Source organism: Reichenbachiella sp., from assembly GCF_039941815.1.
Taxonomy (GTDB): Bacteria; Bacteroidota; Bacteroidia; order Cytophagales; family Cyclobacteriaceae; genus Reichenbachiella.
Genome location: NZ_JBDVDW010000061.1, coordinates 240,948 through 254,426 on the forward strand (window position 1 = coordinate 240,948; position 13,479 = coordinate 254,426).

At 40.8% G+C, this 13,479-nt stretch carries 14 protein-coding genes; 4 read left to right on the top strand and 10 right to left on the bottom strand.

From position 1 onward, the window contains the following. Positions 1-103: 103 nt before the first annotated feature. Entirely contained in the window at positions 104-295 is a 192-nt protein-coding gene (locus tag ABJF11_RS15070; protein WP_348120771.1) for a cold shock domain-containing protein, read from the bottom strand. Positions 296-407: 112 nt separating this feature from the next. Here ABJF11_RS15070 and ABJF11_RS15075 point away from each other — a divergent pair, with 112 nt between their 5' ends. Next, complete coding sequence (locus tag ABJF11_RS15075; protein ID WP_348120772.1) at positions 408-992, top strand: hypothetical protein; 585 nt, start codon at positions 408-410, stop codon at positions 990-992. Positions 993-1,006: 14 nt separating this feature from the next. Here ABJF11_RS15075 and ABJF11_RS15080 read toward each other — a convergent pair whose 3' ends face one another. Next, positions 1,007-1,801 (bottom strand): alpha/beta hydrolase, encoded by a 795-nt coding sequence (locus ABJF11_RS15080; RefSeq protein ID WP_348120773.1) that lies wholly within the window; start codon positions 1,799-1,801, stop codon positions 1,007-1,009. Between the two features lie 209 nt (positions 1,802-2,010). Between ABJF11_RS15080 and ABJF11_RS15085 the strand changes: the two genes are divergently transcribed. After that, positions 2,011-3,663 carry a M1 family metallopeptidase gene (locus ABJF11_RS15085; RefSeq protein ID WP_348120776.1) on the top strand — a complete coding sequence of 551 codons (1,653 nt, stop codon included), beginning with the start codon at positions 2,011-2,013 and terminating at the stop codon, positions 3,661-3,663. On the opposite strand, the gene ABJF11_RS15090 is transcribed toward ABJF11_RS15085, so the two are convergent. Next, positions 3,660-4,106: a nuclear transport factor 2 family protein gene (locus ABJF11_RS15090; RefSeq protein WP_348120777.1), complete on the bottom strand. Its 447-nt coding sequence runs from the start codon at positions 4,104-4,106 to the stop codon at positions 3,660-3,662. The genes ABJF11_RS15085 and ABJF11_RS15090 overlap by 4 nt on opposite strands. 109 nt (positions 4,107-4,215) lie before the next feature. On the opposite strand from ABJF11_RS15090, the gene ABJF11_RS15095 reads away from it, so the two are divergent. Then, a complete protein-coding gene (locus tag ABJF11_RS15095) occupies positions 4,216-6,621 on the top strand; it encodes an ABC transporter permease (protein ID WP_348120778.1) in 2,406 nt (801 codons plus the stop codon). A gap of 163 nt (positions 6,622-6,784) precedes the next feature. Further along, the gene (locus ABJF11_RS15100; protein WP_348120779.1) at positions 6,785-7,252 is read left to right on the top strand and encodes a CBS domain-containing protein; all 468 of its coding nucleotides are present in this window, start codon (positions 6,785-6,787) and stop codon (positions 7,250-7,252) included. Between the two features lie 36 nt (positions 7,253-7,288). Here the strand turns inward: ABJF11_RS15100 and ABJF11_RS15105 are convergent, their stop codons facing one another. The 7 genes from ABJF11_RS15105 to ABJF11_RS15135 all read right to left on the bottom strand — a co-directional run bounded on the left by ABJF11_RS15105 (position 7,289) and on the right by ABJF11_RS15135 (position 13,236). Further along, positions 7,289-8,194, bottom strand: coding sequence for a DUF4340 domain-containing protein (locus ABJF11_RS15105; RefSeq protein ID WP_348120781.1), 906 nt, complete (start codon positions 8,192-8,194; stop codon positions 7,289-7,291). A gap of 11 nt (positions 8,195-8,205) precedes the next feature. Next, positions 8,206-9,717, bottom strand: a complete 1,512-nt coding sequence (locus ABJF11_RS15110; protein ID WP_348120783.1) for a Gldg family protein — start codon at positions 9,715-9,717, stop codon at positions 8,206-8,208. A 42-nt stretch (positions 9,718-9,759) separates the two neighbouring features. Beyond that, positions 9,760-10,485 carry an ABC transporter permease gene (locus ABJF11_RS15115; RefSeq protein ID WP_348120785.1) on the bottom strand — a complete coding sequence of 242 codons (726 nt, stop codon included), beginning with the start codon at positions 10,483-10,485 and terminating at the stop codon, positions 9,760-9,762. Positions 10,486-10,496: 11 nt separating this feature from the next. Continuing rightward, positions 10,497-11,420, bottom strand: coding sequence for an ATP-binding cassette domain-containing protein (locus tag ABJF11_RS15120; RefSeq protein ID WP_348120786.1), 924 nt, complete (start codon positions 11,418-11,420; stop codon positions 10,497-10,499). Between the two features lie 106 nt (positions 11,421-11,526). Continuing rightward, positions 11,527-12,285: an acyl-ACP thioesterase domain-containing protein gene (locus tag ABJF11_RS15125; RefSeq protein WP_348120788.1), complete on the bottom strand. Its 759-nt coding sequence runs from the start codon at positions 12,283-12,285 to the stop codon at positions 11,527-11,529. Between the two features lie 185 nt (positions 12,286-12,470). Then, positions 12,471-12,851 (bottom strand): hypothetical protein, encoded by a 381-nt coding sequence (locus ABJF11_RS15130; protein WP_348120790.1) that lies wholly within the window; start codon positions 12,849-12,851, stop codon positions 12,471-12,473. Positions 12,852-13,128: 277 nt separating this feature from the next. Further along, entirely contained in the window at positions 13,129-13,236 is a 108-nt protein-coding gene (locus tag ABJF11_RS15135; protein WP_348120792.1) for a hypothetical protein, read from the bottom strand. Between the last annotated feature and the right edge of the window lie 243 nt (positions 13,237-13,479).

Genomic DNA, 13,479 nt, shown 5'->3' on the forward strand with positions numbered 1-13,479 from the left:
AACTCACGCACCTTTAGCGCCTTAAATTGTGATTGAATTGTATGAAACAAAAAAAGCCATGCTAATTGCATGGCCGCTACCTTTAATAAAAATGAGATATAATTTAAGCTTGCTTTACGTCAACCGCATTTAAACCTTTTTTACCTTCTTTTAAATCAAAAGTCACCGCATCGCCTTCTTTCACTTGATCTATAAGACCAGATATGTGAACGAAATACTCTTTTGAATCTTCATCATCTACTACGAACCCATAACCTTTAGACTCGTTGAAGAACTTTACTTTACCTTGTTTCATTGTACTATATTAGAATAAAATTATAATGTAAAGTATGTAGGTTAGATGATAATACAAAAGAATGACAAAATATTTTATATACATTTCCAGTAACTAAACAATGACTCTTATCATGAAAACAATAACTGCAATCACGCTTATACTAGGTGTCAGTACTGCTTCATTGGGACAAACCCTTTCTAATGAAGATCAAATATCAGCAGCTGTACAGGCAGGACCCGAAGAACAAAGGGACAATGCTACAGTGCTTGGCTACGACTCATCTGGCGCACTGGTCGAGCTAAGAAAAGGTACGAATGAATTAATTTGTCTGGCGGACAATCCTGAGAAAGCCGGATTTAGTGCTGCATGCTATCACGTAAGTCTTGCCCCATTTATGGCTAGAGGTCGCGCATTGAAGGCTGAAGGCAAATCTCGAAAAGAGATCTCGGAGATCAGAGAAGCCGAGGCCAAGTCGGGGGCTTTAAAAATGCCTGATCGACCTGCTACCCTGCATGTATTGTATGGCAAGGAAGCCAAATACAACTCGACAACAGGATTGGTTGAAAATGCCAATCTAAGGTATGTTGTCTATACCCCTTGGGCCACTCAGGAGACGAGTGGGTTACCATTGAAACCGATGGTCCCGGGAGGTCCCTGGTTAATGTTTCCTGGTACACATGCCGCGCATATCATGATCACACCTCCAGCGAAATAATTCGTTAATTCAGTTTAATGCACTCCATTTAGAAAGACCTCGATGGCATCTATCACTTGTCGAGGTTCTTCTATGGTGGAAGAATGACCAGCTTTTTTGATGACCGCCAAATGTGCCTGAGGGATTTTTAGTTTAATATTTTTAGCTTTTTCTAACGTGGTCGCTACATCCTCTTCACCTGCTATCACCAATGTTGGTACTGTGATATTGACCAGTTCATTACTCACTCCATTTCGGGCGATTACTCCAGTCACGGCCTTAGTAATGGTTTTTTCATTGTTTAGAATTTCTCCACGCCAATATTCGACTTCATCCTGACGATTAGGATCTGTCAGAAACGTTTGACCAAACATGATGGGCATTACGCGATTTACCACAGATTTTACGCCAAAGAGGCTTACTACAGTCTTTAGAATATTATACTTGAGTTTGTTAGGCTCGACCTCAGCTGAGGTTTCTATCAAAATGAGAGATTTCAAAAATTCACGATGTCGAGCGGCAAGCCTCATGGCAACAAACCCTCCCATTGACAATCCTACCATATGACATGGGCCAAGGTTCAATTCTTTGATTAGGGATTTGGCATCTTCTGTGAGCATATCCATATCGTACCCGTTTTCGGTCACCTCACTTCTACCCTGACCCCGATGATCATAAATCACACATCGATATCTTGCTTTGAAATAATCTACCTGAGCCTTAAACATTTTTCCACTCATGAGAAGTCCATGACTAAATAATATAGTTTCTGGCCCGACACCATGGATTTCGTAATATATTTCCGCACCGTTGACGTTTATAGCTGGCATAGTTAGTAAGTATGATATGTATTGACCTCCTGTCCAATAAATTAAAACAGAATTCAAAGTTATGCAAAATTCTCATTGAGCTGTGGGCAAAGATGCAACCAATTATCCATTCAATTCTCCATCTAAACTGTGAATCGACATATTAAGATGATATGTAAAACAGGATACATTTTTCTAGCTAATTTTAACTCTAAAAAGAAAGATCTTCAATGAAAAGAGCAGCCATCATTTTGTTCACCACTTTTTCTTCATTCGTCATCCTCGATTCTTCCAAGGTAGCTAATCATGACACGAACTACAGTCGTCTGGATAGCCTTAGGGGAATGATCACACCAGAGAGAGCTTGGTGGGACTTGACTTACTATCATCTTGCCATCACAGTGGACCCTAATACTAAATCTCTAATGGGTACCAACAGAGTCGATTACAAAGTACTCAGCGAAAATCAAGTAATTCAGATCGACTTGCAGGCGCCTTTAGTAATGGAAAGCGCTGAGCAAAATGGAGTTGATTTAGAACTAAAAAAAGAGGGGCCGGCGCATTTCATAACTCTAAAAGAAAAACAAGAGATAGGAAATGTTAACAGTTTGATTATCAAATATTCAGGTCAACCTGTAGTGGCAGAAAATGCACCTTGGGATGGAGGTATTACCTGGACCAAAGATAATAATGGCAATGACTTTGTTGCCTCCTCATGTCAGGGATTGGGTGCCAGTGTCTGGTGGCCATGCAAGGATCATATGTATGATGAAGTCGATAGCATGCTGATGAGCATTACTGTGCCTAAGCACCTTATGGATGTCTCCAACGGTCGGCTACGTGGAGTGGATAAAAATAAGAATGGAACTAACACCTATCACTGGTTTGTCAATAATCCTATCAACAACTATGGCGTAAACATCAATGTGGGTGACTATGTTCATTTCAATGAAATCTATGACGGCGAAAAGGGACCACTGACTATGGACTATTATGTACTTCGTGACAATTTGAAAAAAGCTAAACAACAGTTCAAAGATGGCCCAAGGACAATGGAGGCTCTGGAGCATTGGTTTGGCCCATATCCATTCTATGAGGACGGCTACAAATTGGTAGAAGCCCCGTATCTGGGTATGGAGCATCAGAGTTCTGTAACGTACGGCAATGGGTACCAAAATGGATACAGAGGAACGGACTTATCTGGTACAGGATGGGGCTTGAAATGGGACTATATTATCATTCATGAAACCGGGCACGAGTGGTTCGCCAACAACATAACCTATAAGGACATGGCGGATATGTGGGTGCATGAAGGTTTTACATCCTACTCTGAGGGGCTATTTACCGAGTACTTCTATGGCAAAGAGGCCGGTGCTGAATATATCAGAGGTCTGAGGGCTGGAATCAGCAATACCGAACCCATCATAGCGGATTACGGCGTGAATGCTCACGGCTCAGGGGACATGTATCCTAAGGGAGCAAATCTGCTACACACCCTCCGACAAGTGGTGAATGATGATCAAAAATGGAGAGAAATCTTACGTGGTCTCAACGAGACCTTTTACCATCAGACCGTGACTACTCAGCAAATCGAAGGATACATCAGCCAAAATTGTGGTCGTGACTTACAATATGTATTTGATCAGTATCTCCGAGGAAGCAGTCTTCCGGTACTTGAATATGTCTTGAAGGAAAATAATGTACTATATCGGTGGTCTGGCGTGGTCGAGGGTTTCAATCTGCCTATACGAGCATATGTAAATAGCACTGAAGTTTGGATCGAACCTACTACTTCCTGGCAGGGCACCAGCTTTGCCAGCCCCGACTCTTTCAAAGTGGACCCCAACTTCTATGTGACGGTATTGGATGTGATGGGCAGTTAAGATTTAAACTTATCCCAGATCATGCCTCCTTTGAGTTTTAACTTTTGAAATGTGGTCATTTGAGATAATTGTTCAAACATTTTCTCTTTGATTTTGTCAATCGCCTTTAGCGGTCTGATCATCACTTTGAACGCGATGATTTTGCCAGTGTTATTCCATGTGATCATGTCAATACCATCGATGAGTATACCATCCACTTCGGCATTAAACTCCAGCACGGCTTCGTGCCCTTGCACTATCTCTTTGACGTACCTAAAATCATTGGCTTCGCTGAACATTTTATAAGCAGCGGTTAAATACATCACGGTCAATCGTTTCCCTTCTTGCGGTTTAAAAACTATTGGTGAATAAAAAATACAGTGTTCATCTATGAGGTCTTCAATACGGCTGGCATCCAAGTCAGAAACCATCTGATGCCATTTTTCTAAAGGCGAACTGTTCATTGGACTAAGGTAAACGGTTTTTGGGTTAGTCAAAATTACCATTCATGTAAAACTAATAACGGGTGGTAATCATCATCGTAAGAGATGTTAATCAAAAAACTCAAAACTCATGCTAAGCGAATACATAAAAGTAACTTTAAGAAGCCTCGCCAAGAACAAACTGATTTCGTCTATCAATGTTCTGGGATTGGCCATCAGCTTATCGGCCTTTATATTCATTACGTTATATATCAAAAAAGAATTAAGCTATGATACCGGCCACAAAGATTCTGACAGAATCTATAGGGTAGCGGAGGTCATAAAAAGTGACAATTTCACAGAAAACTCTTCTAGTTGCCCTCCCAACACGGGCAAGTTTCTCCTGAAGGATTTTCCAGATGATATTGATTATATGGTGCGGTTTTTTGATTTTCAAAATCCCATTGTCACTATCCAATTGGAAAACCAAGAGCTGTACAATGAAAAGCACGTCTACTTCACAGATTCATCTGTTTTTGACATGCTGGATTTTACTTTGATCCAAGGCAATAAAGAAACAGCTTTATCAGCACCTAGAATGACAGTCATTTCAGAAGAATTGGCTAAAAAGTACTGGGGTGATGAAAATCCACTTGGCAAGAAAATCACCAGAGTAGGTTTCCAGAATGAATTTGAGATCACTGGCGTGTACAGGCAAAACTCTGTTTCGCACATTAAAACCAAAATGCTGCACTCTATGGCTACAGTAGATGCCTTTCCTTTTTTGCAGCGCAACTGGGTCTGGAATCCGGCATGGACTTACATCAAGTTGGCAGAAAATGTAACCGCGGAGCAATTTGAAGCCAAGCTTCCTGACTTCGTCCAAAAATACTACGATCCGAGATCTAAGGATCAAACCTCGCATTATTTGATTCCAATCGAGGACGTACATCTCAAATCACATTTAGAATTTGAAATGGCACCCAACAGCGACATCAAGTATGTCTATATCTTTGCTTCTTGTGCGCTGTTCTTGCTGATCATCGCCATGGTCAATTTTGTCAACCTGTCTACTTCGTATTCTTTGCTAAGGGGAAAAGAAATTGGTGTTAGAAAAGTTACCGGAGCTACTAAAAGTCAACTGATTATTCAGTTTCTGGCGGAGTCCATCATCATTGCTTTTATTGCTTACTTTATTGCCCTCGGGATTTCCTTCCTATCCATCTCCTATCTGGAACCTACTCTGGAGATTGGCATCAAAGAGTTGTTTAACCTCCCGATGTTGGCAAGTCTAACTGGAATAGTCTTTATGATCGGATTTTTGTCCGGGGTCTACCCTGCTTTCTTTATTTCTTCTTTTGATCCTTTGGTAGTATTTAAGGGAAAGATGATCTCACAGGGAAGTGGAAAAGTACTGAGAAAAGTACTGGTGATTGCTCAATTTACGATTGCCATCGTCTTGATTATTTTCACTTATGTGACTTATAATCAGCTTTCGCTGCTCAACAATAAAAATTACGGATTCGACGCGGATAAGATCATGGTACTCGATGTGGCCAACGCAAGGATAGGTCAATCCTATGATGCGTTTCGTACACAGCTGATGAGCAACTCGGCCGTAGAAAACGTGACGGTAATGAGTGATATCCTGGCGGTGAACAACAATAATCATGAGTTTAATCATGAGGGCATGACAGCAGGCGAATGGAACTACTATCCTGCATTAATCGTCGATGAGGAATTTGTGCAATCACTTGGAATGAAAATAATCGCTGGTCGGGATTATTCTGTAAAATATGCTCGAGAGGATTCGCTTTCAATGATTGTAAACAAAACTATGGCTAAGACCCTCGGGTATTCTAATCCAGAAGACGCAATTGGCCAAAGAATGGTGACCAGAAATGGGAATGAGAAAATCATAGGTGTGGTAGAGGATTTCAATTATAAATCCTTGCATTCCCCTATTGGGCCATTTGCACTGGATGTCCGAAGGAATAGACAAAGCAACACGGGCAACTTCTTTACTCGTCATGTGGCCATTCGCCTAAATAATTTGGATCAGGCGACGCTCGTCCATTTGGAAGAGGTCTGGAAGAAACATGTCAACAATGTCCCCTTTACCTATAAAATGTTGGATGTTGAGCTGAAAAAGCTTTATCAGGAGGAAAACAATATGGGTTCTATCTTGGGCACTTTTGCTATTTTGACAGTGATCATTGCCTGCCTTGGGTTATTCGCTTTGGCCTCATTTATCGCTCAACAAAAAATGAAAGAAATCGGAATTCGTAAGGTGCTTGGTGCTACTTTCTTGAGACTATTCTTTGTAGGATATAAGGAGCAGTTCTTTCTGATTGTCATTGCTTTCGCCTCAGCCATTCCGATCAGTTACTATTTTGTAGAAGGGTGGCTAGATGATTTTGCTTATCGGATCAACATAGGGTTCCTGCCCTATCTCATAGCAGGACTGTTGGCTATAGTCATCTCATCACTGACGGTCCTGAGCAATTTTTATAAAGTGATAATATCCAATCCATCTGAAGTACTTAGAGATGAATAGGTAAAAAAATCAGTAAAATCTTGGTGATGGCGAAGTTCATTTGATCATTTACAAATCTCCCTAATGATCGGATGGCTTCGCTTTTTTGATATCCTGTGCTGTATGATAATTGCTAATGAGCTCAAAATTGAGTATATTATTAGTAAATCAAACCTTATAAGATATGGTCAAAAACTACAAAGGAGTACAAATAGAAAAGGAAACGACGGTAGCTCTTCAACCAGTATCTGTTGGAGACTACATGTCTACTCAACTAATCACTTTTCATCCCAATCAATGTATGATGGAAGTGGTGGATCAATTACTCAAGCATCGTATATCCGGTGCACCTGTGATCAACGATCAGAAGGAACTCTGCGGCGTAATATCAGAAGGCGATTGCCTAAAAGAGGTAGTAAAAGGTAAATATCACAATCATCCGATTATGGATGGAAAAGTGAGCGAACACATGGCCAAAAATGTAATCACAATACATCCAGGCATGAATATATTCGAGGCAGCAAATATGTTTTTGGATAAAAAGATTCGTCGATTTCCAGTATTGGATGAATCTGGAAAGCTAGTAGGTCAGATCAGCCAGAAAGACATCATGAGGGCGGTCAAAAACATAAAAAGCGAGAACTGGCACTAATCCAACTCTCGCTTTGCGAAACCTGCCTTGATAAAGTTACAACTCTGATCTACCTATAAATATCTTATCTATCAGATTTTCGTCTGTGAAATACCCTTCTTCGTTGTCTGTAGAATGCACTACCCATTGGCCTTCATATTGATAGGCATCGAAAAGAATTGTCTGCCCATCATTCATATCAATAGCTGCAGACATCACTGGTGAAGCAAGTTCTGAAGCTTGATCCATAAACGATTTACCTGAGATATAATTCAGCCCGTTTAAGTATTTTACTACAGACGCTGAGTCCAATGGCGATCCATTGGATTGCCATTGTGCCCCTACTCTTTCTATTCGGAATGAAGAATCGGCTGGGTAATTGAAGGTAATATTTGATATAGAATCTTTTTTGATCCTAGCCAATACCTGATCTCTATAGGCAGATGGGTCTGATGAAACTGAGAATCCCATAAAATCCTTGGCTACATACACTTCATCATCTTCGAATAGCCTTACGAAAGTATGATAAGCCCTCTGTCCTTCCATTCCAAAACGGCCAATAATGAGGTCTAAAGTGGTCGATGCCCCTTCGAAGACTCTCACTCGAGTACCAGTAGAATCTACCTGATAGTCTTTCCACTTGTCTTTGGATCTCGTCGCCATTCTGGCTGGCTTGATACTCAAAAGCGCATAAAGCGCATTATCCACCGCGCTACTGCTGGCGACTACTCTCTTGCCATCGTTAAGTGCAAGCTCCCATTCCCCTCCTATTTTTTCCAGCTCTACTTTACTTCCTGTATTTGACTCAACCAGGATCTTTGACACTTTAGCTGTATCAATTTCAACCAGCTCGGACTTAAGTGTTTTGCTCCTTTTTCTACTTCCGGTAAAATCTATGACAAAGTACAGTGCACTTAGAATTGCCAGTATGCCGATTAGTTTGATGTTAGATATACGTTTCATGTCTTATCTGATTAATAATTTCCTTCCATCCACTGCTGCTTTCTGCTCATGTGCTGTTGTCGTCTGACAAATGCATAGAGAAAAACCAAAAGAATAGGAATGACTACGTTTCCATATTTCAGCATCTCACGCGTAGCGTCTTCCAAAGTCTCAAGTGGACGGTTTGTAATGCCTTTTGTTCTTAGATCAATCAGCCCTGTATCGTCTGACAACCAGTCTATAGTATTGGAGGCGAAATTCACATTGTCCTCGCTGATTTGCTGTGGTGGATTCCCATTGATGATAAATTGTCCGTTGGCTATGACGATAAGCTTTGACGACATATTTCCTACCAAAGTACCTTCAACGGCAGCAGCTAGTGTCTGCGGGCCAGATTGGTAGTCACTTGGCCCCCACTGTTTTTGTATATCAATACCAGAAGGTGTAGGTGCCAGTCCAGATCGTTCTGAAGAGGTCATTAGGGGCGTGAAGATTAAGGTACTATCAACTGGCTGAAAGTTGAGCGCACTGACAAACGGTAAAGCAATTGATTCTAACCCATTGGTGGTCGGGTGCTCAGGAAAGCTATTGACTACCGGGAAGTAAGGGAATTTAACCTGCGATCGATAAGAAAAGACTCCGTTATTTTGCTGTATCCACACGGGATTGCATTGATCATCTACCACGAATTGACTACCCATAGCTATTCGTTTGCCAGCAAGCCAATTTTCCAATCCTATGTCATTGCCTTTGCTCAATCTGCCTGTTTGCAAATCTCCATTCATATTTGAATAGGCAAGGAAGACCGCACCTCCTTTGCCCATGAAAGCATCTATTCTGGATAACTCAAGTGAAGATATGGTATCACCAGGGTTGATGATGGCCAGCGTCTTGACATTGGAAGGCACTTCCGTTTTTTCCAACAGATTGAGAGTTTCTACTTCATAGAGTACTGATAACTGTTGTGCTAGCTGAGCAACTTCCTGAATGGTAGGCTCGCCATGCCCCTGTAGTAGCGCTATTTTCGGCTTTTCCACAACTGAGAGCTTTTTAATTGATGTGGTTAGTCCGTATTCCATGTCTACTCCGGGTTGGACCACAGGAATTATTTCCTTGCGATCTCCCATCATTATTACTGCTCCCATGTATGCCTTGAGCTGCTGTACCTGATCTTTTTCAGACACATTAATTATGATCGGTTGAATCCCATTCTGCTGAGCCTGTGTTTCCAATTCCTCGCTTTCATTGGGGCTGATGAATTCATATACTATATTTCCCTCGCTCCTGTTTTCATATTCTAGTAGTAGGTCTTCAAAATCCTGTCTGTTGCTGATGAGTTGAGTAGGAAGGTCCTCCGAGAAGTAGGCTTTTACCGTGATCACATCTTCAAGATTGGTTAGAATATCATTGGTAGCCTTGCTCAGCGTGTAACGTTGGTCTTCTGTGAAGTCCAATCGAAAATAGAGCTTCGAAGAAATCATGTTTAGCACTACAAGTATGAGTGCAAACACCATTAATCTGATTATTACAGTATTTTTCTTCATGTTTATTGTTCTTTAAGCGTTGTCGTAAAGTTTTCTTCTGATTTATGATTGCCAGTTTCTCTTGGACAACATGGCTTGAGCAAAGGTCAGACCTACACCAATCACGGAGAAAAAATAGATCAAATCACGGCTGTCGATCACTCCTCGTGAAAGCGAATCGAAATGGGTACGCATACTTAAGTAATTCAGCACGTTGCCTACACCTCCCCTAAGGCTAAATCCCATAATATCGAATAGTAGCTGAAAAAATATTCCAATAAGCAGAGCAATCAGAAAAGCAACAATTTGATTGTTGGTAATCGAACTGGCAAAAAGACCCAGGCTTATATATCCCGCGGACAGCAATAAAAGTCCCATATATCCTCCGACAATTGCGCCATGATCAACCGATCCCAACTGGCTCACAGTGATATAATAAGGAAGTGTACACGCAAGGGCTATCAAGACCAAAAGCAAGCAAGCCATAAATTTGCCAGCTACAATTTCCCAGTCCGAAATCGCTTTTGTGTTGAGTAATTCTATTGTCCCGGATCGATTCTCTTCTGCCAACATTTTCATAGTCAAGGCAGGAATAAAGAAAAACAGAGTCCAAAAGCTTATTTGAAAAAACACCTGCAAGTTTGCCTGTCCTATCAAAAACAAATTATTGTCAGTAAGCCAGGTAAAAAAGCCGGTAAAACCCAAAAACATAATAATGATTACGTATGCGATTAACGAATCAAAAAATGAGGCTAGTTCTCTTCTGGTAATTATCCAAATCTTGTTCATCTCTTTAAATTTTAGTTCGTTAAATCTCTAAATACATCTTCTAACTGTGTTTCTATGCCTGACATCTCCATGAGATACCACTTCTTTTTCACACACAAGTCAAATATCGCTTTACGCGATTCCTGATCAGGCTTGCTCTGAACGGTAAAGAAGCCTTCTTTATCCTCCACAGGATTTACAGTTTCTACAGAATCTAAAGCCAACAGTTCGTTTTTAACTTCAGTATCAGGAGCCTCAATTTGTACGGTCAGCAGTTCCTGGCCTTGCGATTGCTTTCTGAGGGTTTCTGAGGAACCGTCCGCAACAATTCTACCTCTATTGATAATTAATATCCTATCACAGGTCGCCTCTACTTCTGAGAGTATGTGTGAACTCAGAATTACAGTTTTTTCTTTCCCCAGCTTCTTGATGAGTTTGCGGATCTCAATAATCTGATTTGGATCTAGTCCAGTGGTGGGTTCGTCCAGAATGAGTACTTCAGGATCATGAATCATGGCCTGAGCCAAACCGACACGTTGTCTGTATCCTTTTGAAAGCTCGTTGATCTTCTTATGCTTCTCAAGATCCAGCCCACACATCTCTATCATTTCAGCGATGCGCGAGGATATTTTAGATTTCTCCACTCCCTGAATTTCAGCTACAAATCGTAGGTACTCTACGATCGGCATATCGGTATAGAGTGGATTGTTTTCAGGCAAGTAGCCAATTTTCTTTTTTACTTCTTCAGGATGATTGAGTATGGAAAGGTCATCCAGCCTCACGTCACCAGCACTAGGAGACATAAAACAAGTAATCATTTTCATAGTAGTACTTTTACCTGCGCCATTAGGTCCCAGAAAGCCCACCACTTCACCCGTTTTTACTTCAAACGAGATGTTGTTTACCGCCTTTTGTTCTCCGTACTTCTTGGTCAGATTTTCAATTACGATCGACATATAGAAAAACAGATTAAATTTCAATAAGATTTTATGCTGAGCTGCAATTATAGACTGCCGTCAGTTATTTGTCAAGATTCTGAATACTACTTCTTGTTAAATTTTGTTAAGGATTTTGCATCTTTTCAAACCAGCTTTTTGCCGTGGCATGCACGACTCCTGTCTCCTCATGACTTAGTGAGTGATACCAGCATTTTTCGCTTACTTCAAAATAGGATTTGGAGACAAAGGAGTCTTCATGTTTTCCTTCCTGCTTGAAAGAGATATCAATTTTTCTGAGCTGATGGTTTTCCAGATATTCACCCTCCAGACTATCTAATAGCCACTGGTAGTATTTGATATTGTTGACATGATCGTTGATATCAATGTCAAACCATGAGACGCTAATATTTCGACTTCGATCCGTGCGCTTATCCTCGTATTTATACTTCTCCATAATTGGGCTAACATTGTCTCTATCTACAACAAAATCAGCGTCTTTGATGTAATCCGGTATGGTAATAAGTTTTCTGGTCGTGACATCCATCACAACCCAGTTGGAGGTAGCCTCGACAAGGAGCTGATTATCTTCTCCCCATACCCTGAAATCCCTCTTGGTAAAGTATTTATCCATTCCGGCTGGCCAGGTTTCTATCCTTATCTTCTCTTTGTGATTGGGCAGACGGTAAATTTCGGTACGCATTCGATTCATCACCCAGGTGATACCATTCTCCATCAAATCAATGGTTGAAAACCCAAGTGCAATGGCATTTGACCAGGCGGCCTCTTGCATATGATCAAGCAGGTTCGGTAGTTTGATGGTTTTATGTTTTGTACAGTCTTTTGAAGATACTTGCACAGAGTGAAAATAGATAGACTGATCCATTGGCATTCGTTACAGTTGATTATTTGGATAAGGCAAGAACTTAGGCAATTACATTTTCCCAGCTATATCAGGAGAATATTAATATGCGCTCCGGACGTAAATTTAGGGAAGTATTCTGAAAGGATTGGACACAAAAAAACCACGCTGGTGTGAGCGTGGTTCTCTTAGTGTAAGCTAGATGCTCATTATTTCTCTTCTTTGTCTTCCTTTTTAGGAGCGGCCTTTTTAGCTGCAGGCTTCTTGGCTGCTGGCTTTTTTGTTGCTGTTTTTTTTGCCTCAGGCTTTGTGTCTTTGGCGTCAGCATCCTTCTTAGGAGCGGCTTTTTTCTTAGGAGCAGCTTTCTCAACAGGTGCTTCCACTACGGCAGCCTCTGGTGCTTCTGCTTTTTCTTCTTTCTTAGCAGTTTTAGCTCCCTTTGCAGCATTAGATTTGAATTCTTCTTTCAACTGCTCTATATCTACTTGCTTAATGGTAGGTGACGCATTCAATCTCTGAATACGGGCAACTTTGCCCTTTGCTACCACTTTATTTCTTCTTCCTTTTCTTTTTAATCTGGTTACAGCCATTGTTCTGCTATTAATTTTCGAGGTGCAAATCTAGAACAACGATTCATTAATTCAAAGTTGGATTATGAGTAATTTTAAGAGATTTCATAAAATATAATTCTCAACCAATCTTATATTTTACCTATCAAGGTTGATCGTGATTTAATCGCGGTTTAGCCGATTGTTTATATTTCATTGGGGAATCACTCGGGTCTAATATTTTTTCATAAATATAGGTTTCAAGGATTACTCTCTCTTTTGAGCGAACTATTACCGCTCCATTCAAAAAACCTTCAGTCTATTCTCTTACATATCCCTGATCATTCTTCCGTACATATGTCCCAACACCGTGCCTTTTGCCCTTCTTCCAGTCACCTGTGTATCCAAGTTCTGAGCGAAATTTCATTAAATAGTTATCTGGATTTTTCAATGTGATCACCCATTACAACCATAGTTCACTCTATGCGCTGGCCGTATTTCAGCTCGGAGAGGCAGTCAAACAGGTTCGTCAGACAGACCATCTTTTTACATCACTTGTCGGAATTGGCCAAGGTCAATTTATTAGCACTCATCCAGCTTCTAGGCAGTAGACTTGATCTAAGGCTTAAATCGCCTTTTGAATATAAAATATAAATCATTTTTAAATCAT

Coding starts and splice junctions, on each gene's coding strand:
- ABJF11_RS15080 (WP_348120773.1), bottom strand. CDS start 1,801: ATGCCAGCTATAAACGTCAACGGTGCGGAAATATATTACGAAATCCAT.
- ABJF11_RS15090 (WP_348120777.1), bottom strand. CDS start 4,106: ATGAACAGTTCGCCTTTAGAAAAATGGCATCAGATGGTTTCTGACTTG.
- ABJF11_RS15075 (WP_348120772.1), top strand. CDS start 408: ATGAAAACAATAACTGCAATCACGCTTATACTAGGTGTCAGTACTGCT.
- ABJF11_RS15085 (WP_348120776.1), top strand. CDS start 2,011: ATGAAAAGAGCAGCCATCATTTTGTTCACCACTTTTTCTTCATTCGTC.
- ABJF11_RS15115 (WP_348120785.1), bottom strand. CDS start 10,485: ATGAACAAGATTTGGATAATTACCAGAAGAGAACTAGCCTCATTTTTT.
- ABJF11_RS15110 (WP_348120783.1), bottom strand. CDS start 9,717: ATGAAGAAAAATACTGTAATAATCAGATTAATGGTGTTTGCACTCATA.
- ABJF11_RS15125 (WP_348120788.1), bottom strand. CDS start 12,285: ATGGATCAGTCTATCTATTTTCACTCTGTGCAAGTATCTTCAAAAGAC.
- ABJF11_RS15130 (WP_348120790.1), bottom strand. CDS start 12,851: ATGGCTGTAACCAGATTAAAAAGAAAAGGAAGAAGAAATAAAGTGGTA.
- ABJF11_RS15135 (WP_348120792.1), bottom strand. CDS start 13,236: ATGAAATTTCGCTCAGAACTTGGATACACAGGTGACTGGAAGAAGGGC.
- ABJF11_RS15070 (WP_348120771.1), bottom strand. CDS start 295: ATGAAACAAGGTAAAGTAAAGTTCTTCAACGAGTCTAAAGGTTATGGG.
- ABJF11_RS15095 (WP_348120778.1), top strand. CDS start 4,216: ATGCTAAGCGAATACATAAAAGTAACTTTAAGAAGCCTCGCCAAGAAC.
- ABJF11_RS15120 (WP_348120786.1), bottom strand. CDS start 11,420: ATGTCGATCGTAATTGAAAATCTGACCAAGAAGTACGGAGAACAAAAG.
- ABJF11_RS15100 (WP_348120779.1), top strand. CDS start 6,785: ATGGTCAAAAACTACAAAGGAGTACAAATAGAAAAGGAAACGACGGTA.
- ABJF11_RS15105 (WP_348120781.1), bottom strand. CDS start 8,194: ATGAAACGTATATCTAACATCAAACTAATCGGCATACTGGCAATTCTA.